The sequence below is a fragment of the Komagataeibacter rhaeticus genome (assembly GCF_011611525.1).
Taxonomy (GTDB): domain Bacteria; phylum Pseudomonadota; class Alphaproteobacteria; order Acetobacterales; family Acetobacteraceae; genus Komagataeibacter; species Komagataeibacter rhaeticus.
In genome coordinates this window covers 185,798-205,504 of the sequence record NZ_CP050139.1, presented here as the reverse complement: position 1 = coordinate 205,504, position 19,707 = coordinate 185,798, and the positions used below count along the sequence as shown (strand labels likewise).

The window sequence follows — 19,707 nt, the reverse complement described above, 5'->3', positions numbered from 1 at the left end:
TCCCCTCCAGCACGGCACGCGCATGACCATCCCGTGGCTGCATGTTATCGGCATTGGGGAAGACGGTGTCGAGGCCCTGCCCGCAACCCACCGCGCGCTGATCGCGGGGGCGGAACTGGTGGCTGGTGGCGCGCGCCACCTGGCCCTGGCCGCCCCGCTGGTCACGGGCCGGACACTGGCATGGCCGCACCCGCTGGCCGATGGCATGGCCGGACTGCTGGGCTGGCGTGGCAGGCGGGTCTGCGTGCTGGCATCGGGCGACCCGTTCCTGTTCGGCATTGGCACGACGTTGCGCCGCCATGTACCGATGGGGGAGATGGCATGCCTGCCCGTCCCCTCCTCGGTAGCGCTGGCGTGCAACCTGCTGGGCTGGGCGGAACAGGACATAACCCTGCTTTCCCTGTGTGGCCGCCCGATGGAGGCCACGGCCCCCGCCCTGCAACCCGGCGGCAGGCTGGTCGTGCTCTCGGCGGATGAACACACGCCCCATGCCTTCGCGCAATGGCTGGACGGGCGGGGCTTTGGCGGCTCCACCCTGCACATACTGGGCAGGCTGGGCGGCGGGGCGCAGACCCACCAGAGCGCACGGGTGGCCGACGTGGCACGGGCGAAGGGGCCGGATGTGCCGCGCCTCAACCTCATGGCGCTGGAAGTGGTGGCCGCGCGCGACGCGCTGGTCATTCCGCTGGCCTGCGGCCTGCCCGATGACCTGTTCGCCCATGACGGGCAGATCACCAAGCGCGAGATCCGGGCCGCCACCCTGTCCGCCCTTGCGCCACGCCGGGGGGAAGTGCTGTGGGATATTGGCGCGGGGTCTGGCTCCATCAGCATTGAATGGATGCTGCGCCACCCCGCCAACCGCGCCATTGCCGTTGAAAAATCGGCCATCCGCCGCGCCCGTATTGCCCATAATGCGCTCAACCTTGGCGTACCCGCACTTCAGGTTGTAGCGGGAGAGGCTCCGGCCTGTATTGCGCGGATGCGGGCCGACGGCCTGCCGGCACCCAATGCCATTTTCCTCGGCGGTGGCATCAGCAACCCCGGCATGCTGGAAGCCGCCTGGCAGGCCCTGCCCCCCGGCGGGCGGCTGGTGGCCAATGCCGTCACGCTGGAAAGCGAAGCCTGCGTGATGGCCGCGCACGCAAGATGGGGCGGCACGCTGACGCGCCTGCAGGTGGAGCGGCTGGAAGCCATCGGGCGCTTCAACACCTTCCGTCCCGGCATGACCGTAACCAGCTATGCCGTAACCCGCACGGAAGACCGGCCATGATCGTGGCGGGTCTTGGCCTGCGCAGCGGATGCGGGGCGGAAGGAATCATTGATCTGATCCACAGCGCACAGGCGCGCTGTGGCAGGCGGCCGGACCTTGTGGCCGTGCCCGCCTTCCGCTACCGCGAGGCGGGGCTACAGGCCGCGATGGCCCGGCTGGGGCTGGGCCTGCGGGCCATCACGCCCGAAGAACTGCTGGCTGTACAGCCACGCTGCGTTACCCGCTCGGCCCGCGCGCTGGCGGCCCTAGGCGTGGCCTCCGTGGCGGAAGGCTGCGCGCTGGCGGCGGCGGGCGGGAGCGCACGGCTGATCGTGCCGCGCCTGACCGGCCCGCACGCAACATGTGCCATGGCACAGGGAGAGGATGCATGACCGTACACTTCATTGGCGCAGGCCCCGGTGCCGCTGACCTGCTGACCCTGCGCGGGCGCGACCTGCTGGCAAAATGCCCGGTATGCCTGTACGCGGGCTCCATCGTGCCGCCCGAGATGCTGGAACACTGCCCGCCCGATGCACGGCTGGTCGATACCGCGCCGCTGACGCTGGACCTGATCGAGGCGGAATACATCCGCGCCCACGCGGCGGGGCAGGATGTGGCCCGCCTGCATTCGGGTGACCTTTCACTCTACAGCGCCGTGGCCGAACAGATCCGCCGGCTGGACCGCAACGGCATTCCATGGACCATGACACCGGGCGTGCCCGCCTTTGCCGCCGCCGCCTCCGTTCTGGGGCGGGAACTGACCGTGCCGGAAGTGGCCCAGAGCGTGGTGCTGACACGCGTGAGCGGCCGGGCCTCGGCCATGCCGGAGCGCGAGAAACTGGCCGCCTTTGGCGCCACGGGGGCGACGCTTGCCATCCATCTGGCCATTCATGTGCTGGACCGGATCGTGGCTGACCTGACGCCGTTCTATGGCGCGGACTGCCCGGTGGCCATCGTGGCGCGGGCGACATGGCCCGATCAGGTCGTGCTGCGGGGCACGCTGGGCGACATTTGTGAAAAACTGGCCGCAAATCCGATCGAACGCACAGCGCTGGTGCTGGTCGGGCGCGCGCTGGGGGCGCATGATTTCCGTGAAAGCGCGCTGTATGACGCTGATTACCACCGCCGTTTCCGGTCCTGAACCGGAAGCTACAGGAGAATAAAAGTTTCTGGGTGCCGCCTTTTTTCAAAAAGGCGGTATTTTCTGACGCTTTTTGAAAAAAGCTTCACCAAAAACTTCCTTACGGCTTACGGCACAGGGTGCGGGCCATGCCGGGCGACCAGCGTGCCCGCGCGGTCGAACAGCAGCACATCCAGCATGCACGGCGTTCCCGCCAGCACATCGGCTGCCTTCCGCCACGCATCCCGCGCCACAACCGGGCCAAGGGGACAGCCTGCATCCGCCGCCAGCGCGAAGGCACTGGCAACGGAATGGGCCTGCGCAATGGCTGCCACCAGCCCATCCGGTGCGCCAATACCATGTGCACGTTCCGCAAGGCGGGCCATGTCCGCCTGCCCCCGGCGGGAATGCAGGTCAAGGAACCCCTGCGCCAGCTTGGTCATCTTGGCCACACCGCCCCCGATGCTCACGCGGCCCACGGGGTGGCGGCGCAGGTATTTCAGCAGGCCACCGGCAAAATCCCCCATTTCCAGCATGGCCTCGGGCGGCAGGCCATACAGGGCCTGTGTGGCGCGTTCCGATACATCGCCGGTGCAGCCCGCCACATGGGGCAGGCCCAGCGCGCGCGCCACATCCACCCCACGGTGGATGCTGTCGATCCACGCCGCACAGGAAAACGGCACCACGATGCCCGTCGTACCCAGAATGGACAGCCCCCCCACAATGCCCAGCCGGGCATTGAGCGTATGGCGTGCCATGTCCTGGCCGCCGGCAATGGATATGGTAACGTCCACATCGGGTTCATGACCGTCCGCATCGCGCAGCGCCGTACGGATCATGTGCCGGGGCACGGGGTTGATGGCGGGCTGGCCGGGGGGAACGGGCAGGCCCGGCAGCGTGACCGTGCCCACTCCGCTGCCTGCGTGAAACACCACGCCGCTACCCCGCGCGCCCCGGCGCACGTCCACGCGCACATGGGCACCGTGGGTGACATCCGGGTCGTCGCCCGCATCCTTGACCACCTCCGCCCAGGCACCACCATCGCCCGCATGGCCATGGCCTGCCAGTGCAAATGCCACGTCCTGCCCACCGGGCAGCGTGATGGTGACCGGATCGGGAAATTCCCCCCCGCACAGCCCCCGCCACGCGGCACGGGCGGCGGCGGTGGCGCAGCTGCCTGTGGTCCATCCCCGGCGCAGGCTGTCATGGGTACGCTCCATCTGGGTGTTCTTCTTTCCCGACAGGGGTAAAAGGTGGTTCCGCTCACCACGGTCTAGCAGGAACGGACATGATGACACGAGGGCTGATGATCGCTGCCCCCCGCTCTGGCAGCGGCAAGACCACGCTGACGCTGGCCATCCTTGCGGCCCTGCGCCGCCGGGGCGTTGCCGTGCGCGGGGCCAAGACCGGGCCGGATTATATCGACCCGGCCTTCCATGAAGCCCTGACCGGGCTGTCCAGCCTCAACCTGGACAGCTGGGCCATGCCATTTCCCCTACTGGACAGCGTGATGGCGCAGGCCCATTCCAGCTGTGAAATCGTGGTGACCGAGGCTTCCATGGGGCTGTTCGATGGCCTGACGGGGCCACAGGGCGCGCGTGGCGCACCAGCCGATATCGCCGCGCGCTACGGCCTGCCGGTACTGCTGGTGCTGGACATTTCCGGGCAGGGCCAGTCGGCGGCGGCCACCGCGCTGGGCTTTGCCAGCCTGAACCCCGATGTACGGCTTGCCGGTGTCATCCTCAACCGTGTCGGCTCACCACGCCATGCCGCGATGGCCACGCAGGCAATCAATGCCGTGGGCCTGCCCGTACTGGGTGCGTTCGGGCGCGATGCGGGACTGCAACTGCCCGAACGCCATCTGGGGCTGGTACAGGCACGCGAGCATGACGGGCTGGACGCACTGGCCACGCGCCTTGCGGCACAGGCCGAACGCGACCTGGACCTGGACGCCATACTGGCCTGCGCCACCATGGCGGACCTGCCGCCAGCGGTGGGGCAGGCCCGCGCCCTGCCGCCGCCGGGCCAGCGGATTGCGGTGGCGAATGACGCCGCGTTTTCCTTCCTGTACGCCCATGTGGTGGCGGGATGGCAGGAAGCCGGAGCGGAACTGCGGCCTTTCTCCCCGCTTGCGGATGAAGGCCCGGCACCTGACTGCGATGCCTGCTGGCTGCCCGGGGGCTATCCGGAACTGCATGCCGGGCAACTGGCGCAGGCCGCGCGTTTCCGCGCCGGACTGGCCGATTTCGCCCGTACCCGCCCGGTGCATGGGGAGTGCGGCGGCTTCATGGTGCTGGGCGAAAGCCTGACGGACAAGGCAGGTGAGACCCATCGCATGGCCGGGCTGCTGGGACATGCCACATCCTTTGCCACGCGCCGCATGAACCTGGGCTACCGGAGTGCCACCCTGCGCCATGACTGTTCGATCGGCACCGCAGGCACAACCCTGCGCGGGCATGAATTCCACTACGCCACGCTGACACATCCCGGCCCGGACGCGCCGCTGGCCGACATGCATGACGGTTATGGCACCGCCCGGCCGCCGGGTGGCCTGCGGCGCGGGCTGGTATCGGGCACGTTTTTCCACGTTCTGGCCACCGGCATGACAGGCGGCGGTGCATGATGTACATGCACTGCAAACATGGCCGTACCGGTCACAGCGCAGGTATAGGGACAAACATGATGGACAGTGTGCCTGCGTATATTTAATAATAATTATTACTTGCTTTTATTATCTGGACAAGATCGCCTGATGCGACTGAGTGACCTGCCACGCGGGGCGGATGCCATAATCGACAGCGTAAATGACACCGCCAGCAACGACCCGGTGGCCCGGCGGCTGCGTGAACTGGGCTTCGTACCGGGTGAGCCGGTACGTATCATCGCAACCGCGCCGCTGGGGGGCGACCCGATGGCCGTGCGCATCGGCTTTACACGCTTCGCCCTGCGCCGCACCGAAGCCGACCGCGTTACCGTGCATATTGCGGAAAACCCGGCATGACCACGCTCAACATCGCCCTGGTTGGCAACCCGAACTGTGGCAAGACCGCCCTGTTCAACCTGCTGACCGGCAGCCGGCAGAAAGTGGCCAATTACGCGGGCGCCACCGTTGAACGCAAGGAAGGCTGGTTCACAACCCCCGCTGGCCGCGGCGTGCGGCTGCTGGACCTGCCCGGTGCCTACAGCCTGAACGCCACCAGCCCCGATGAGGCGGTGACCCGCGATGTCTGCGCGGGTACCTATCGTGGCGAGGCGGCACCCGACCTGCTGGTCTGCGTGGCCGATGCCACGAACCTGCGGCTGCACCTGCGCTTCGTGCTGGAAATGCGCGCACTGGGCCGTCCGGTGGTGCTGGCGCTGAACATGATTGACGCCGCAACGCGCAACGGGATGGAAATAGACCTGCCGCGCCTGCAGGCGGAAACCGGCATGCCCGTCATTCCCACCGTGGGCATAAAACGCGATGGCGCGCGCGCCCTGCTGGCGCAACTGGATGGCACGCCGCCCCCCGTCCCCACGCCCCTGCCGCCGGGCACGGACCTGCATGCCATGGTGCGCCAGATCCTGGCAGACTGCGTGACCCACACCACCCCCCTGTCCGACCGGGTGGAGGAACGGCTCGACCGCTGGGTACTGCATCCGGTCTGGGGGCCGGTCATTCTGGTCGTGCTGCTGTTCCTCATGTTCCAGGCGGTCTTTGCCTGGGCGCAGCCGCTCATGGACGCGATTGACGCAGGCATGGGCCTGCTGGGCCAGCAGGTGGGCCGGCTCCTGCCCGCGGGCGCGCTGCGCAGCCTGATCGTGGATGGCGTGATTGCCGGCGCGGGCAGCGTGGTGACCTTCCTGCCGCAGATCCTGATCCTGTTCGCGTGGATACTGGTGCTGGAGGAATCGGGCTACCTGCCGCGCGCCGCCTTCCTGCTGGACCGGCTCATGTCGTTTGCGGGTCTGAGCGGACGGTCCTTCATCCCGCTGCTGTCCAGCTTTGCCTGCGCGGTGCCCGGCATCATGGCCACGCGCACCATCCAGAACCCGCGTGACCGGCTGATCACCATCCTGATCGCCCCGCTCATGACCTGTTCGGCCCGGCTGCCGGTCTATACGCTGCTGATCGGGGCCTTCGTGCCGCACCGCACCGTGCTGGGATTCATGAACCTGCAGGGACTGGTGCTGTTCGGGCTGTATGCCGCGGGCATCGTCTCCGCCGTGCTGGTGGCGCTGGTACTGCGCTGGCGCAACGCCGACCGGCGGGAGGCAACCCTGCTCATGGAACTGCCCGCCTACCGCCTGCCCAACCCGCGTGACATCGCGCTGGGACTGTGGGAGCGCGCGCGCATCTTCCTGGTACGCGTGGGTACGACCATCGTCTCGCTGACCGTGCTACTGTGGGGGCTGTCCAGCTTTCCCCCGCCGCCCGCGGGCGCCACGGGGCCTGCCATCGACTGGAGCCTGGCGGGCCGGATCGGGCATCTTATGCTGCCCCTGTTCGCGCCGCTGGGGTTCAACTGGCAGATCTGTGTTGCCCTTATCCCCGGCCTTGCCGCGCGTGAGGTGGCGGTGGGCGCGCTGGCCACGGTCTATTCACTGGGGTCGGGTACCGATACCGATCAGGCGGCGGCACAGCTGGGGCAGATGCTGCCCACGCACTGGAGCCTGGCTACGGCGCTGTCACTGCTGGCGTGGTATGTATACGCCCCCCAATGCGTGGCGACACTGGCGGTCATCCGCCGCGAGACCACATCGTGGCGCGTGGTCGCGGTGACGGCGGGGTACCTGTTCGGGCTTGCCTATCTGGCGGCCTTTCTGACCTACCATATTGTGCGCGCACTCTGATGCATGTGGCATCCATGATCCAGATCATGGTCACGACACTGGTGGTCATGGCCTGTGCACTGTACTGGCTGGGACGGCTGTTCCCCGCTTTTGGCCACCGGTACTGGCTGGGCGCGGGCACGGTGCTGCGCAGGCTCCATGCGCCTGCCCGCCTTGTCGCCTATGCCACCCGGCGCGCCGGGCCACGCGCACGCAGGGGATGTGGCGGATGTTCGGGCTGCGGCGGCCCCGATGCCAGACAGCGCCCGCATGACTGAGCGCAGGACATGTTGTTTTAGGTAATGGATCGATGGCGTGGCAAATGGTATATAGACCATATGGTCATCAATCAGCATGACCCATGATGGTTCCTATTTATATAAATAAGGAAAGAGTATTATTTTTTTTGATATGTAATACATTTCCCCCGGTCGTATGATATGCCTGCGCCCGCCATAACCAGCCGGTATGCCTGTCCATGCCGCCCTTACGGGCAGTGTAGGGGCAACCATCAATTCAAGAGTGCATGAGCACTGACCGCCACCATGCCGGGTCGCGGCAGTCCGGCCTTGTCCCTTTTGCGAGGTAACCCGATGTCACAGCCCAACCTGAGTGCTGAAGTCCTGCTTTCGGCACTGGAACAGGCGATAGACGCAACCATTATTATCGATGACCGGAATGACGTCATCTTTTTCAATAATGCTGCGGCCAACCTATGGGGCATGGACAAGGCAGAGGTACTTGGTCAGAACGTGAACGTGCTGGTGCCCGCCCTGCATCGTGCCGGGCATGACGCCTTCATAGACCGCAATCGTGAAAGTGGGCTCAACCGCATTGTCGGTACATCGCGGGAAGTCGAGTTCACGCGCGCGAACGGGGAATATGTGTGTGGCGAGCTTTCGCTCTCCAAGGTCATCACGGATACCGGGCGCATTTTCTACATGGGGGTGATGAAGAATGTCACCGACGAGAGCCAGCAGCGCAAGATCCTGATCCTGCAGAACGACGTGCTGCAGGCGCTGGCCAGCGACATGCTGATCCAGGACGTGGCCGACCTGCTGTGCCGCCGCGTGGAAAGCTTCGTGCCCGGCACGGTGGCCGTGCTCATGCTGATCGCCCCCAGCGGGCAGTTGCGTGTCCTGGCCAGCCCAACCCTGCCCAAACGGTATCGTACCTCGCTTGAAAGCCTGTTCATTTCCCCGTCCGAACAGGAAAAACTGCGGCTTGACCCCAATTACACCACCCGCCTGATATGGGACAGCTACCGCTCGCTGGGCATATCGCTGGGGCTGCAGCAGTGTTTCTGCACGCCGGTCAAGACGCGGTCGGGACAGGTGCAGGGCATTTTCGCCCTCTATGCGCGTGAGGACCAGGGCCGCAACACATGGCCACAGCGCATTGTCGATTCGTGCATTCCCTTCTGCGCGCTGGCCTTTGAGCAGAATGCAACGAAGGAACATATTTCCCACCTTGCCAATTTTGACAGCCTGACCGGCCTGCTCAACCGATCTTCGGTGCACAAGGTGATCGAGAGCATGATCAGCAAGCAGGATGGCAACCGGCAGTTCGCCATCTTCATGCTCGATATCGACCGCTTCCGTGATATCAACGACGCGCTGGGCCATGTCTATGCCGACCAGTTCCTGGTCGAGATCGCGGCCCGCATCCGTGCCATTTCGCTTGATGGCTACGTGGTCAGCCGCTCTGGCGGGGACGAGTTCGTGGTCGTGGTACCCAACTGCCCCAACAAGGAAGCCACCGCCTTTGCCGAGCGCCTGCTCGCCACCATCGCCAAGCCGATGCAGATTGGTGAAAACACGCTCACCATCTCGTGCAGCATCGGCATCAGCACCTATCCCGACAACGGACCGGACAGCGAGTCCCTGCTGAGCACTGCCGACGTGGCCCTTCGCCAGGCCAAGGAAGACGGGCGCGGCACCTTCCGCTTCGCCAACCTGGAAAAGAACCAGGTGGCGCAGGACCGGCTGGTGCTGGGTTCCGCCCTGCGCGATTCCCTGGCCAAGGGCATGCTGAACCTGCACTACCAGCCGCAGGTGCGCACCCATACGCTGGAACTGAGCGGGGTGGAGGCCCTGTCGCGCTGGCACCATCCGCATCTGGGCAACATCTTCCCCTCCCGCTTCATCGCCGTGGCGGAGGAAACCGGGCAGATCGAGGCCATTGGCCGGTGGTCCCTGCTGGAAGCGTGCCGCCAGATCGTGAAATGGGATGGCGACGGGGTGTACGTGCCGACCGTGGCGGTCAACCTGTCGGCGGTGCATTTCCGCAACCGCGCGCTGCCCGAGCATATTGCCGCCCTGCTCAAGGACCACAACCTCAAGCCCTCGCGCCTGACGGTGGAAATTACCGAGAGCGTGATGATGGACAGCAGCAGCGACACCGAGGAGGTGCTCCAGTCCATCCGCAACCTGGGCTGCGGGCTGTCGATGGATGATTTTGGCACCGGCTATTCATCGCTTTCGCGCCTGACGCGCCTGCCGCTGACCGAGATCAAGATCGACCGCAGCTTCATCAACGATTTCGAATACGACACCAATGCCCAGGCCGTGACCATGGCGGTGATCGGCATCGGCTCGCGCCTTGGCATGACCGTGGTGACCGAGGGGGTCGAGACCGAGCAGCAGCGCGCCCTGCTGGAGGAACTGAACTGCGACGTGATGCAGGGCTACCTGTTCGCCAAGCCGCTGGCGCCCGATGACCTGGAAAAATGGGTGAAGCACCACCAGACGATCCGCGCCATCCTGCCCGATACCAAGGCTGCCAAAACTGTTTCAACCAAGAAGAAACCGTCCTAATTTATCATCAGGCCCGCCCCGGTTTTCCGATCCGTTTTCGAGGTAACAGAATGTCCGCCCAGCATGATAACAGGCTTCGCGCCCTTACGCATGAAGATGCCGACTTCTGGGCGGACGTGGTTGATAACGTACTGATCGTGGCCGTAACCGACCGCCGGGGCATCATTACCTATGTCAATGACAAGTTCTGCCAGATCAGCCAGTATTCCCGTCAGGAACTGCTGGGCCATACCCACCGCATCCTGAATTCGGGGGAGCACGGCAAGTCTTTCTTCCGTGACATGTACCGCACGCTTTACGCGGGCAAGACGTGGCATGGCAACCTGTGCAACCGGGCCAAGGATGGCAGCCACTACTGGGTGGCCACCACCATCATTCCCCACCATGACGCACGGGGCGAGATCAGCGGGTTCGTCGCGACCCGTTTCGAGATCACCGAACTCATGAACACCAAGGTCCGGCTGAAAAAACAGGCCGCGACCGACATGCTGACCGGGCTGCTCAACCGCGGCGGCTTCAATGCCAGCCTGGTCGCGGCGGTGGAAGCCAGCAAGCGGCGCGATCCCGACCCGCAGGTCCTGGTCATGTTCGACCTGGACGGGTTCAAGCCGGTCAATGACATCCATGGCCACCATGCGGGTGACGAAGTACTCAAGACCATCGCGACACGCCTGATCGAACTGGTGGGCACGCAGGACGCCATAAGCCGGCTGGGCGGGGATGAATTCGCCCTGATCCTGCATAAAAGCCTGAAGATCACGCCACTTGAGACCATCCTGACCAAACTGCAGAACCTGCTGGAAGAACCGATCATGCTGGAAAGTGCCACTGTGCGCATTTCCGGCAGTATCGGCGCGACCCCCATCACCAGCGAGGACACGATGGAGGGCCTGCAGAAAAATGCCGACGTGGCGGTCTATGCCGCCAAGCAGGCAGGCGGCAAGCAGGCGCGCATGTTCACGCCCAGCCTGCACAAGACCACGATGGAGCGCGCCAAGATACTGGAAGAAGCCCGCAAGGGCGTGGTGCAGAAACAGTTCGAGGTTTACTACCAGCCCATTCTCAATGCCCGTACCGGCCGCATCGAGCAGGCAGAAGCGCTGATGCGCTGGCACCACCCCGAGCGCGGGCTGCTGTCGGCCGGTGCCTTTACCGATGTCTTTGCCGATTCCGCCCTGGCCCAGATCATGGAGACGCATCTGGTACAGTCCTTCCATGATGATATCCAGAAATGGAAGGAAGCGGGCCTGCCCAGCCTGCGGCTGGCGGTCAACCTGTCGCATCTGGACCTGCTTAACCTGGAGCAGCAGATCGACCTGTTCAGCGAGATCCGGCAGCTCAACCTTGACCCCAGCACCTTCATGCTGGAAGTGACCGAACAGATGCTGCAGGGACGGCGCGCGGAAAAAAGCCGCCTGCGCCTGCGCGGACTGGCGGAAGACGGGTTCGGGCTGGCGATGGACAATTTCGGCTATGGCACGGTGCGCCTGTCCACCCTGCGCGAGTTGCCATTGCAGTCGCTCAAGCTTGACCGCTGCCTGGTGCGCAATATCGATACCGATGACAAGGCGCGCAGCCTTCTGGCTTCCCTCATCAAGCTGGGCCATGGCTACAATCTGGCCGTGACGGTGGAAGGGGTTGAAACGCAGGAAGAATTCGATACCGTGCGCCAGCTGGGCGTGGATTACGTGCAGGGTTTCTTCATCTCACGCGCGGTTTCGGCCAGCGAACTGATCCGTATCACGCACGAGGAAGCCTGGAACCCCGTGCTGAACTGAACCATTCCGTAAAATACCTGACAAGTAATAGAGAAGTTTTTGGTGAAGCTTTTTGCAAAGCTTCGAAAGAACGCCGCCTTTTTAAAAAAGGGCAGCACCCAAAAACTGTTATTTTTTTGTCAATGAGTTGTTTTCAAACAATTTCTTATCGACACCTGACAGGCATGCCGACATGGCTGCAGGGATATAGTACCCTGTAAAAAACCACCCGGCAGGGATACCTGCCGGGTGGTTCCGATTTACGCCCGGGTCTTGTGGTCAGATATGGATGGCGCGCTTGTCCACATCCAGCGCCGCTTCCTTCACCGCCTCGCTCAGCGTGGGGTGGGCGTGGCAGGTACGCGCGATATCTTCCGACGAAGCACCGAACTCGATCGCCATGGTGCATTCAGCAATCAGTTCGCCCGCCATCGGGCCGATGATGTGCACGCCCAGTACCTGATCGGTAGTGGAATCCGCCAGCACCTTTACAAACCCGTCCGTCATGCCGATGGCGCGCGCGCGACCATTGGCGGTGAAGGGGAATTTGCCAACCTTGTAGGAAACGCCTTCTTCCTTCAGGTTTTCCTCGGTCTTGCCCACGGTCGCGACCTCCGGCCAGGTGTAGACCACGGCGGGAATGGCGCCGTAATTCACATGGCCCGCCTGCCCTGCCAGCAGTTCGGCCACGGCAACACCTTCTTCCTCGGCCTTGTGGGCCAGCATCGGGCCTGCAATCACGTCGCCAATGGCGTAGATGCCCGGCACGCTGGTGGCGTAATGCGCATCGGTCACGATCCGGCCACGCTTGTCCAGTTCGATGCCCGCTTCCTCCAGCCCGAAGCCCTTGCTGGCTGCCGTGCGGCCTATGGCCAGCAGCACCACGTCAGCTTCCAGCGTTTCGGCAGCACCCCCCTTGGCCGGTTCCACGGTCAGGGTGACGCCCTTGGCACCCTTTTCCGCCTTTGTCACCTTGTGGCCCAGCTTCATCTTGAGGCCCTGCTTGGTCAGGATGCGCTGGAAGGTCTTGGCCACCTCGTTATCCGTGCCGGGGACCAGGCGGTCGAGATATTCGATCACCGTCACATCCGCGCCAAGGCGGTGCCACACGCTGCCCAGCTCCAGGCCGATCACGCCACCGCCAATGACCACCAGCTTCTTGGGAACGGCGGAAAGTTCCAGCGCCCCGGTGGAAGTGACGATCTGCTTTTCGTCCACTTCAACACCCGGCAGGCCCGCACTGTCACTGCCGCTGGCAATGACGATATGCCTGGCCGTGACCGGCTTGCCGTCAACCGTGATCCGGCCGGTGCCCTCAACCTTGCCGGTGCCCTTGAGCCAGGTGACCTTGTTCTTCTTGAACAGGAACTCGACACCCTTCACATTGGCTTCGACCACGGACTGCTTGCGCGCCATCATCTTCGCCAGATCCAGCTTCACGCTGTCGATGATGATGCCCATCTCGCCATATTCATCCTTGGCGGCATGGAAGTTCTCGGACTGCTGCAGCAGCGCCTTGGAGGGGATACAGCCCACATTGAGGCAGGTGCCCCCCAGCGTCGCGCGCTTTTCCACGCACGCCACCCTGAAGCCAAGCTGGGCGGCGCGGATGGCGCATACATACCCGCCCGGACCCGCGCCGATCACGATCACATCGTAATCCGTCTCCGCCGGCGGCTGCGCGGCAGGCTTGGCGGCAGCGGGTGCCGCGGCCGGTGCCGCGGGCTGGGCCGGTTTGGCAGCAGCGGGTGCGGGTGCAGCCGCCGTGCCACCGGCACCGGGCGTGAGCGTGGTCAGTACGGTGCCGACCTCGACCTCATCCCCTTCCTTTACGGCATGGGCACCCAGCACGCCCGCCTGCGGGGCGGGTACTTCCACGCTGACCTTGTCGGTTTCCAGTTCGGCGATGGGGTCATCGGCGTTCACGCTGTCACCGGGCTGCTTCAGCCATTTGGCAACCGTGGCCGTGGTCACACTCTCGCCCAGCGTGGGCACCTTGATGTCGATTGTCATGTCTCTTCTGTCCTGCTTGCGTTGCGGTTGCGCTTGGGGGCCATGCACGCGCACGGCCCCGGCAGGCAATCAGACCTGCAGCAGCAGACGGCGCGGGTCTTCCACGTTCTGCTTGACGCGCACAAGGAAGCTCACCGCTTCCTTGCCATCCACGATACGGTGGTCATAGGTCAGCGCGATATACATCATCGGGCGGATCACCACCTGCCCGTTCACGGCAACCGGGCGGTCCTGGATGGCATGCATGCCCAGGATGGCCGACTGCGGCGCGTTGATGATGGGCGTGGACATGAGCGAGCCATAGATACCGCCATTGGTGATCGAGAACGTGCCACCGGACAGTTCATCAATCTTCAGCGTGCCTTCGCGCGCCTTCCTGCCAAAGCCCGCGATGGCCCCTTCGATCTGGGCGAAGCTCATCTTGTCGGCATCGCGGATCACGGGAACGACCAGCCCGTTGGGGCCGCCCACGGCAATGCCAAGGTTGACGAACTCACGATAGATCACGTCATCGCCGTCGATCTCGGCATTGATGGCCGGGAATTCCTGCAACGCGGCAATCGCGGCACGGCTGAAGATGGACATGAAGCCCAGCTTCACGCCGTTATGCTTCTTGATGAACAGGTCCTTGTATTCGGCGCGCATCTGCATCACGCCGGACATGTCCACCTCGTTGAAGGTGGTCAGCAGGGCGGCGGTGTTCTGGGCGTCCTTCAGGCGGCGCGCGATGGTGCGGCGCAGGCGCGTCATCTTCACGCGTTCCTCACGCGGGTCATCCTGCCGGGGCGGACGCGGGGCGGCGGCGGGCTGGGCCGCGCGCGGCTGGGCCAGGAAGCTCTGCACGTCACCCTTGGTGATGCGGCCATCCTTGCCGGTGCCGGTGCCGACCTGCGCCGGGGAAACACCCTGCTCGGCCATGATCTTGCGCGCGCTGGGGAAAGCAACGGCGGCGGCGCCCTGTGCCGCGATGTCGGAGGCCGGGGTGGCCGGACGGGCAACCGGACCGCTGGCCACGGGCTGGGCCTGCACGCCGGTGGGCGCGGCTTCCTTCTTCGGGGCCGGAGCGGCGGCGGCCTTCGGGGCCGCGCCACTGCCTGCCTCGATGGTGGAGAGCACGGTGCCCACTTCCACTTCCTCACCCTCGGGCACCAGCAGCGGGCCAAGCACACCGGCCTGCGGGGCGGGCACTTCCACGCTGACCTTGTCGGTTTCCAGTTCCACCAACGGATCGTCTTCGTTCACCGCATCGCCCGGATGCTTCAGCCATTTGGCGACGGTTGCTGTGGTAACACTTTCACCCAGTGTCGGTACCTTGATCTCGGCAGACATCTCTTGTTTCCCAATCCCTTGCCGTCCTGACGCCTCAATGACGCGCCGGGACGGCCTTATCATTATTCAGGGGAACGGCCGGACCGCCGCCCCCGTACGCTTTATGGTTCCGTCCGCTGGCGGTCAGGCGCTGACACCCAGCGCCCTGTTCACCAGCGCCGCCTGCTCGGCAACATGCACCCTGGCCAGACCCGTGGCCGGGCTTGCGGCCGCCACGCGCCCGACATAGGTGGGCCGCGTGCTCCTGTGGCCCACGGAAGTCAGCACGCCTTCGATCAGGCGATCGACAAAGTTCCAGCCCCCCATGTTTTCCGGTTCTTCCTGGCACCAGATCACCTTGGCCTGCTTGTAGCGGGCCAGTTCCTCGGCCAGCATCTTTTCGGGGAACGGATAGAACTGCTCCAGGCGCAGGATGGCCACATTGTCCAGCTTGCGCTCGCGGCGCTCGGTCAGCAGGTCGTAATAGACCTTGCCCGAGCAGATCACCACGCGCTCGACCTTGTCCGGCGCGGCAATCGGGTCGATCTCGCCAATCACCGGCAGGAAGCGCGTGCCCGGCCCGAAATCCTTCAGCTCCGACACCGCCAGCTTGTTGCGCAGCAGTGACTTGGGCGTCATGATGATCAGCGGCTTGCGGTAGTCCAGGAACAGCTGGCGGCGCAGCGCATGGTAATAGTTGGCGGGCGTGGTCAGGTTGCACACGCGCATGTTGTTCTCGGCGCACAGCTGGAGGTAGCGCTCAAGACGTGCGGAGGAATGCTCCGGCCCCTGCCCCTCGTAACCATGCGGCAGCAGCATCACCAGACCGGACATGCGCAGCCACTTGGTCTCGCCCGATGCGATGAACTGGTCGATGATGACCTGCGCGCCGTTGGCAAAGTCACCGAACTGCGCTTCCCACAGCACCAGCGCGTTGGGATCGGCCAGCGAATAGCCGTATTCAAAGCCCAGCACGCCGAACTCGGACAGGAGCGAGTTGTAGATCTCGATTGCCGCCTGGTCCTTGGCAATGTTGTTGAGCGGGACATAGGTGTTCTGGTTGACCTGATCGATCAGCACCGCATGGCGCTGGCTGAAGGTGCCGCGCTGGCAGTCCTCGCCCGACAGGCGGACCTTGTGGCTGTCCAGCAGCAGGGTGCCGAAGCCGAGCGCCTCACCCGTTGCCCAGTCGATCCCCTCACCCGTCTCGAACATCCTGGCCTTGGCCTTGAGCTGGCGGACGATCTTGGGGTTGGCGTTGAAATCATCGGGCACATGGGCCAGCGCCGCACCGACTTCCTTCAGCCGGTCAATGGCCACACCGGTTTCCGGCGCGGGCAGTGTCGTGTCCACCGGTGGCGGCTTGAGGCCCTTCCACGCGCCTTCCAGCCAGTCGGCCTTGTTGGGCTTGTAGCCCTGTGCCGCCTGATAGGCTTCTTCCAGCTTGTTGTGGAAGCCATCCCACTCGGCCGTGACGTCCGCCTCGGTCACGACGCCTTCGCGCACCAGACGGTCGGAATACAGCGTGCGGATGGTCGGGCGCGCGGCAATGGCCTTGTACATGGTGGGCTGGGTGAAGGACGGCTCATCGGACTCGTTATGGCCGTGGCGGCGGTAGCCCACGATGTCCAGCACCACGTCGGATGCGAATTTCTGGCGGAACTCGGCCGCAAGGCGCGAACAGTAGATCACCGCTTCCGGCTCGTCGCCATTCACATGCAGGATCGGGGCCTGCACCGCCTTGGCCACGTCCGTGCAGTACAGACCCGAGAAGGAATGGACCGATACGGTGGTGAAGCCGATCTGGTTGTTGACCACAACGTGGATCGTGCCACCCGTGCGGTAGCCGATCAGCTGCGACATGGCCAGCGTCTCGTACACGATGCCCTGGCCCGCGAATGCCGCGTCACCATGCAGCAGCACGCCCATGTGGCGGCCGCGCTGGGTGTGGTCATCGTCATCCTGCGTCGCGCGGACCTTGCCGATCACGACCGGGTCCACCGCCTCGAGATGCGAGGGGTTGGGCTGGAGCGAGATATGGACCGGCGTTCCGCCAATCTCGACATCGGTGGAGGTGCCGAGATGGTATTTCACATCGCCCGACCCCTGCACGTCATCGGGCTTGAAGGACGCACCGGCGAATTCGCTGAAGATGGCGGTGTAGGGCTTGCGCACGATGTTGACCAGCGTGTTCAGGCGACCACGGTGCGGCATGCCGATGGCCACCGAGCGCACGCCGCCGGCGGCCGCCTGGTCAATGATCGCGTGCAGGGCGGGGATGGTCACGTCCTCGCCCTCAAGGCCGAAGCGCTTGGTGCCGACGTAACGCTTCTGGCAGAAGGCCTCGAAACCTTCCGCTTCGGTCAGCTGCTGGAGGATGACCTTCTTCTGCTCCGGCGAGGCCCCCTTGCGCCAGTTGTCGCCTTCCAGCCGCGCCTGCACCCACATGCGCTGCTCGGGGTCCTGGATATGCATGAACTCGGCGCCGATCGGCCCGCAGTACACCGCGCGCAGGGCATCAAGCACCTGATTGATGGTGGCGGTGTCCGAACCGATCAGGCTGGCGACGATATGGCCAAGATAGATCGGGCGGTCCAGATCCTTGGGGCCGAAGCCGTAGGTGGCCGGGTCCAGGTCGGCATGGGGCTTGGGCACCTGCAGGCCCAGCGGGTCAAGCCGGGCCTCCAGGTGGCCGCGCACGCGGAAGGCGCGGATCAGCTGCGTTGCGCGCAGGCTGTCATCGGCCGCCGCCTTCAGCCCTTCGGCCGTGACGCCCGCCGGCCTGCCACCAGCCACGGGGGCCGGTTCATCGCCGGTGATGATATGCGGGCGCGGCGCCCAGGAGGCGCCTTCCGCATCATGAACGATTTCCGCCCCTTCCTCATGCAGTTCCTGGAACAGGGAGGCAAAGGAAGGATCGACACTGTTGGGATCGGCCACCCAGCGTGCATACAATTCGGCCAGATAGGCCGTATTGGCACCGCTGAATGCGGTCGAAAGAATATCTACGCCCGCCATATTGAAGACATCTCCTCGCTGGCGGCCTTTGTGGCCGCGCTATTTTCGGGTCCGGCCAGACTTCCACCGGCCCGATTTGTATCGCTACCCTAGCCGCACCCTTGGCCGGGTGCCGCCATCATTCATCAGGAGCAGGTCTGCTTGCCGCGCATACTGACATTTTCGTGCCTGCCCCGGATGGCGGGACGGGGCGCTGCAAAACATCCTTATCCGCAGCCACGCGCCCGGCTGATGCGAACTTGCCCATACCCAAGCAAAGACGGTGCCGCTTGCCTACCGCCCCGGCAGTCACACCACCGCCATAACCGTCACGATGGCGTGACCCTGCCGCCATTCCAGCCGCCTAGGCGTTCAGGTGCGGCAGCCGCATGTAGGCGGCACTCTGCATCTCCTCCAGCCGCGAGGCCGTGCGCTCGAAGGCGGTCGCCCCCTGGCCCTTCGCATAGATGGCGTCGGGCCTGTCCTGGGCGGAGGCGAACAGCTTGACGTTCTGTTCGTACAACGTGTCGATCAGGACGATGAACCGCCTGGCTTCGTCAAAATTGTCCGGCCCCATACGGGGCACGCCGTCCAGCACAAGGTTGGGGAAGCGCGTGGCCAGCGCCAGATAGTCCCCCGCCCCAAGCGGCCTGCCGCACAGATCGGCGAAGGAGAAGCGGGCGACCGGGCCTGCCGCCTGCGCCACCCTCAGGCTGCGGCCCATCACGTCAAGCGTGACGGGAATAACCGGCGCACCGGCGGCAAGACGGGTAAAGACGGAGTCGAGCGCCCTGCGCGCCGCGTCATCGGCGGGGATGATCCATGTCTGGATGCCATGCGCGTTGCCGCGCCGGTAATCACGCGGGGAATCGAGGATGACGGTATCCACTTCCTTCAGGATGGCGGCGATGAAGGGCTTGAAGGCATCGGCGCCGGGACGGTCCTGGAACAGGTCCTCGGGCCGGGTGTTGGACGTGGCCACCACCACCACGCCATCGGCGAACAGGTAGTCGAACAGGCGGCCAAGGATCATGGCGTCGGCTATGTCATTGACCTGGAATTCATCAAAGCACAGCAGCCACGCCTCCTGCGCGATCTGGCGGGCCAGCGGCGGGATGGGATCGGCAAGGTCCGGGTCGGCTTCCTTCATATCGTGCAGGCGCTGGTGCACGTCCTGCATGAAGCGGTGGAAATGCACCCGGCGCTTGTGCTCCACCGGGGCAAGGCTGAAGAACAGGTCCATGAGCATGGTCTTGCCCCGCCCCACCTGCCCCACCATGTAGACGCCGCGCGGACGGGGTTTTTCGGTGGCGGGGCGCGGGGCCAGGCCCAGGCGCGCCTTCAGCCCGCCCAGCCAGCCCGTGGCCTGTGGCGCGGCCTGCTGGACCACGGGGTGGTAGTCACGCAGTTCCCGCCACAGGCGGTCAAGCCTGCGGGCAGCCTTTTCCTGCTCGGGATCACGATCAAGACGGCCAGAAGCCACGCGGGCCTCATAGGCGGCGAAGGGGCCGGTGCCTGCGGGCAGCGCCGCAGTGGACGGGCGGGCGGGGGCTATGTCCGTATCCATAATAATCTGGCGATAGTCCGTTAAAAAAACCCCATCAAGGGCACAAACTCGCCAAACTGTGTCTTGAC

The 19,707-nt window shown here is 64.8% G+C and carries 14 protein-coding genes; 9 read left to right on the top strand and 5 right to left on the bottom strand.

Going from position 1 to position 19,707, the window contains the following annotated elements; all coding sequences use genetic code 11:
- Nucleotides 1–22: 22 nt before the first annotated feature.
- The 3 genes from GWK63_RS00910 to cobM are packed head-to-tail and all read left to right on the top strand — an operon-like array spanning nucleotide 23 to nucleotide 2,390.
- On the top strand, nucleotides 23–1,270 hold the full coding sequence (locus tag GWK63_RS00910; RefSeq protein WP_034926941.1) for a bifunctional cobalt-precorrin-7 (C(5))-methyltransferase/cobalt-precorrin-6B (C(15))-methyltransferase: 1,248 nt from the start codon (nucleotides 23–25) through the stop codon (nucleotides 1,268–1,270).
- Nucleotides 1,267–1,641, top strand: a complete 375-nt coding sequence (locus GWK63_RS00905; protein WP_034926939.1) for a cobalamin biosynthesis protein — start codon at nucleotides 1,267–1,269, stop codon at nucleotides 1,639–1,641. The genes GWK63_RS00910 and GWK63_RS00905 overlap by 4 nt, the downstream gene beginning before the upstream one ends.
- The gene (cobM, locus tag GWK63_RS00900) at nucleotides 1,638–2,390 is read left to right on the top strand and encodes a precorrin-4 C(11)-methyltransferase (RefSeq protein WP_007397021.1); all 753 of its coding nucleotides are present in this window, start codon (nucleotides 1,638–1,640) and stop codon (nucleotides 2,388–2,390) included. Before GWK63_RS00905 ends, cobM begins: the two co-directional genes overlap by 4 nt.
- Nucleotides 2,391–2,497: 107 nt before the next feature.
- Here the strand turns inward: cobM and GWK63_RS00895 are convergent, their stop codons facing one another.
- Nucleotides 2,498–3,589 carry a cobalt-precorrin-5B (C(1))-methyltransferase gene (locus GWK63_RS00895; protein WP_034926937.1) on the bottom strand — a complete coding sequence of 364 codons (1,092 nt, stop codon included), beginning with the start codon at nucleotides 3,587–3,589 and terminating at the stop codon, nucleotides 2,498–2,500.
- A 68-nt stretch (nucleotides 3,590–3,657) separates the two neighbouring features.
- On the opposite strand from GWK63_RS00895, the gene GWK63_RS00890 reads away from it, so the two are divergent.
- The 6 genes from GWK63_RS00890 (at nucleotide 3,658) to GWK63_RS00865 (ending at nucleotide 11,775) form a co-directional block, all read left to right on the top strand.
- The gene (locus GWK63_RS00890) at nucleotides 3,658–4,992 is read left to right on the top strand and encodes a cobyrinate a,c-diamide synthase (protein WP_172459693.1); all 1,335 of its coding nucleotides are present in this window, start codon (nucleotides 3,658–3,660) and stop codon (nucleotides 4,990–4,992) included.
- A gap of 129 nt (nucleotides 4,993–5,121) precedes the next feature.
- The gene (locus GWK63_RS00885) at nucleotides 5,122–5,370 is read left to right on the top strand and encodes a FeoA family protein (RefSeq protein ID WP_034926933.1); all 249 of its coding nucleotides are present in this window, start codon (nucleotides 5,122–5,124) and stop codon (nucleotides 5,368–5,370) included.
- On the top strand, nucleotides 5,367–7,202 hold the full coding sequence (feoB, locus tag GWK63_RS00880; protein ID WP_007397026.1) for a ferrous iron transport protein B: 1,836 nt from the start codon (nucleotides 5,367–5,369) through the stop codon (nucleotides 7,200–7,202). Before GWK63_RS00885 ends, feoB begins: the two co-directional genes overlap by 4 nt.
- A 14-nt stretch (nucleotides 7,203–7,216) precedes the next feature.
- A complete protein-coding gene (locus GWK63_RS00875; protein ID WP_223846603.1) occupies nucleotides 7,217–7,459 on the top strand; it encodes a DUF6587 family protein in 243 nt (80 codons plus the stop codon).
- Nucleotides 7,460–7,774: 315 nt separating this feature from the next.
- The gene (locus tag GWK63_RS00870) at nucleotides 7,775–9,997 is read left to right on the top strand and encodes an EAL domain-containing protein (RefSeq protein ID WP_112209826.1); all 2,223 of its coding nucleotides are present in this window, start codon (nucleotides 7,775–7,777) and stop codon (nucleotides 9,995–9,997) included.
- A gap of 50 nt (nucleotides 9,998–10,047) precedes the next feature.
- Entirely contained in the window at nucleotides 10,048–11,775 is a 1,728-nt protein-coding gene (locus GWK63_RS00865; RefSeq protein ID WP_007397029.1) for a putative bifunctional diguanylate cyclase/phosphodiesterase, read from the top strand.
- Between the two features lie 258 nt (nucleotides 11,776–12,033).
- Here GWK63_RS00865 and lpdA read toward each other — a convergent pair whose 3' ends face one another.
- The 4 genes from lpdA to zapE all read right to left on the bottom strand — a co-directional run bounded on the left by lpdA (nucleotide 12,034) and on the right by zapE (nucleotide 19,639).
- Nucleotides 12,034–13,767, bottom strand: coding sequence for a dihydrolipoyl dehydrogenase (lpdA, locus tag GWK63_RS00860; RefSeq protein WP_039998490.1), 1,734 nt, complete (start codon nucleotides 13,765–13,767; stop codon nucleotides 12,034–12,036).
- A 69-nt stretch (nucleotides 13,768–13,836) separates the two neighbouring features.
- Nucleotides 13,837–15,096 (bottom strand): 2-oxoglutarate dehydrogenase complex dihydrolipoyllysine-residue succinyltransferase, encoded by a 1,260-nt coding sequence (gene odhB / locus GWK63_RS00855; RefSeq protein WP_007397032.1) that lies wholly within the window; start codon nucleotides 15,094–15,096, stop codon nucleotides 13,837–13,839.
- Between the two features lie 123 nt (nucleotides 15,097–15,219).
- Nucleotides 15,220–18,093 (bottom strand): 2-oxoglutarate dehydrogenase E1 component, encoded by a 2,874-nt coding sequence (locus tag GWK63_RS00850; protein ID WP_007397033.1) that lies wholly within the window; start codon nucleotides 18,091–18,093, stop codon nucleotides 15,220–15,222.
- A gap of 343 nt (nucleotides 18,094–18,436) precedes the next feature.
- The gene (zapE, locus tag GWK63_RS00845; protein ID WP_039998491.1) at nucleotides 18,437–19,639 is read right to left on the bottom strand and encodes a cell division protein ZapE; all 1,203 of its coding nucleotides are present in this window, start codon (nucleotides 19,637–19,639) and stop codon (nucleotides 18,437–18,439) included.
- Between the last annotated feature and the right edge of the window lie 68 nt (nucleotides 19,640–19,707).

What these genes read in the sequence shown, in the direction of transcription:
- GWK63_RS00910 (WP_034926941.1), top strand. Translation starts at nt 23, where the DNA reads ATGACCATCCCGTGGCTGCATGTTATCGGCATTGGGGAAGACGGTGTC.
- GWK63_RS00905 (WP_034926939.1), top strand. Translation starts at nt 1,267, where the DNA reads ATGATCGTGGCGGGTCTTGGCCTGCGCAGCGGATGCGGGGCGGAAGGA.
- cobM (WP_007397021.1), top strand. Translation starts at nt 1,638, where the DNA reads ATGACCGTACACTTCATTGGCGCAGGCCCCGGTGCCGCTGACCTGCTG.
- GWK63_RS00895 (WP_034926937.1), bottom strand. Translation starts at nt 3,589, where the DNA reads ATGGAGCGTACCCATGACAGCCTGCGCCGGGGATGGACCACAGGCAGC.
- GWK63_RS00890 (WP_172459693.1), top strand. Translation starts at nt 3,658, where the DNA reads ATGATGACACGAGGGCTGATGATCGCTGCCCCCCGCTCTGGCAGCGGC.
- GWK63_RS00885 (WP_034926933.1), top strand. Translation starts at nt 5,122, where the DNA reads ATGCGACTGAGTGACCTGCCACGCGGGGCGGATGCCATAATCGACAGC.
- feoB (WP_007397026.1), top strand. Translation starts at nt 5,367, where the DNA reads ATGACCACGCTCAACATCGCCCTGGTTGGCAACCCGAACTGTGGCAAG.
- GWK63_RS00875 (WP_223846603.1), top strand. Translation starts at nt 7,217, where the DNA reads ATGATCCAGATCATGGTCACGACACTGGTGGTCATGGCCTGTGCACTG.
- GWK63_RS00870 (WP_112209826.1), top strand. Translation starts at nt 7,775, where the DNA reads ATGTCACAGCCCAACCTGAGTGCTGAAGTCCTGCTTTCGGCACTGGAA.
- GWK63_RS00865 (WP_007397029.1), top strand. Translation starts at nt 10,048, where the DNA reads ATGTCCGCCCAGCATGATAACAGGCTTCGCGCCCTTACGCATGAAGAT.
- lpdA (WP_039998490.1), bottom strand. Translation starts at nt 13,767, where the DNA reads ATGACAATCGACATCAAGGTGCCCACGCTGGGCGAGAGTGTGACCACG.
- odhB (WP_007397032.1), bottom strand. Translation starts at nt 15,096, where the DNA reads ATGTCTGCCGAGATCAAGGTACCGACACTGGGTGAAAGTGTTACCACA.
- GWK63_RS00850 (WP_007397033.1), bottom strand. Translation starts at nt 18,093, where the DNA reads ATGGCGGGCGTAGATATTCTTTCGACCGCATTCAGCGGTGCCAATACG.
- zapE (WP_039998491.1), bottom strand. Translation starts at nt 19,639, where the DNA reads ATGGATACGGACATAGCCCCCGCCCGCCCGTCCACTGCGGCGCTGCCC.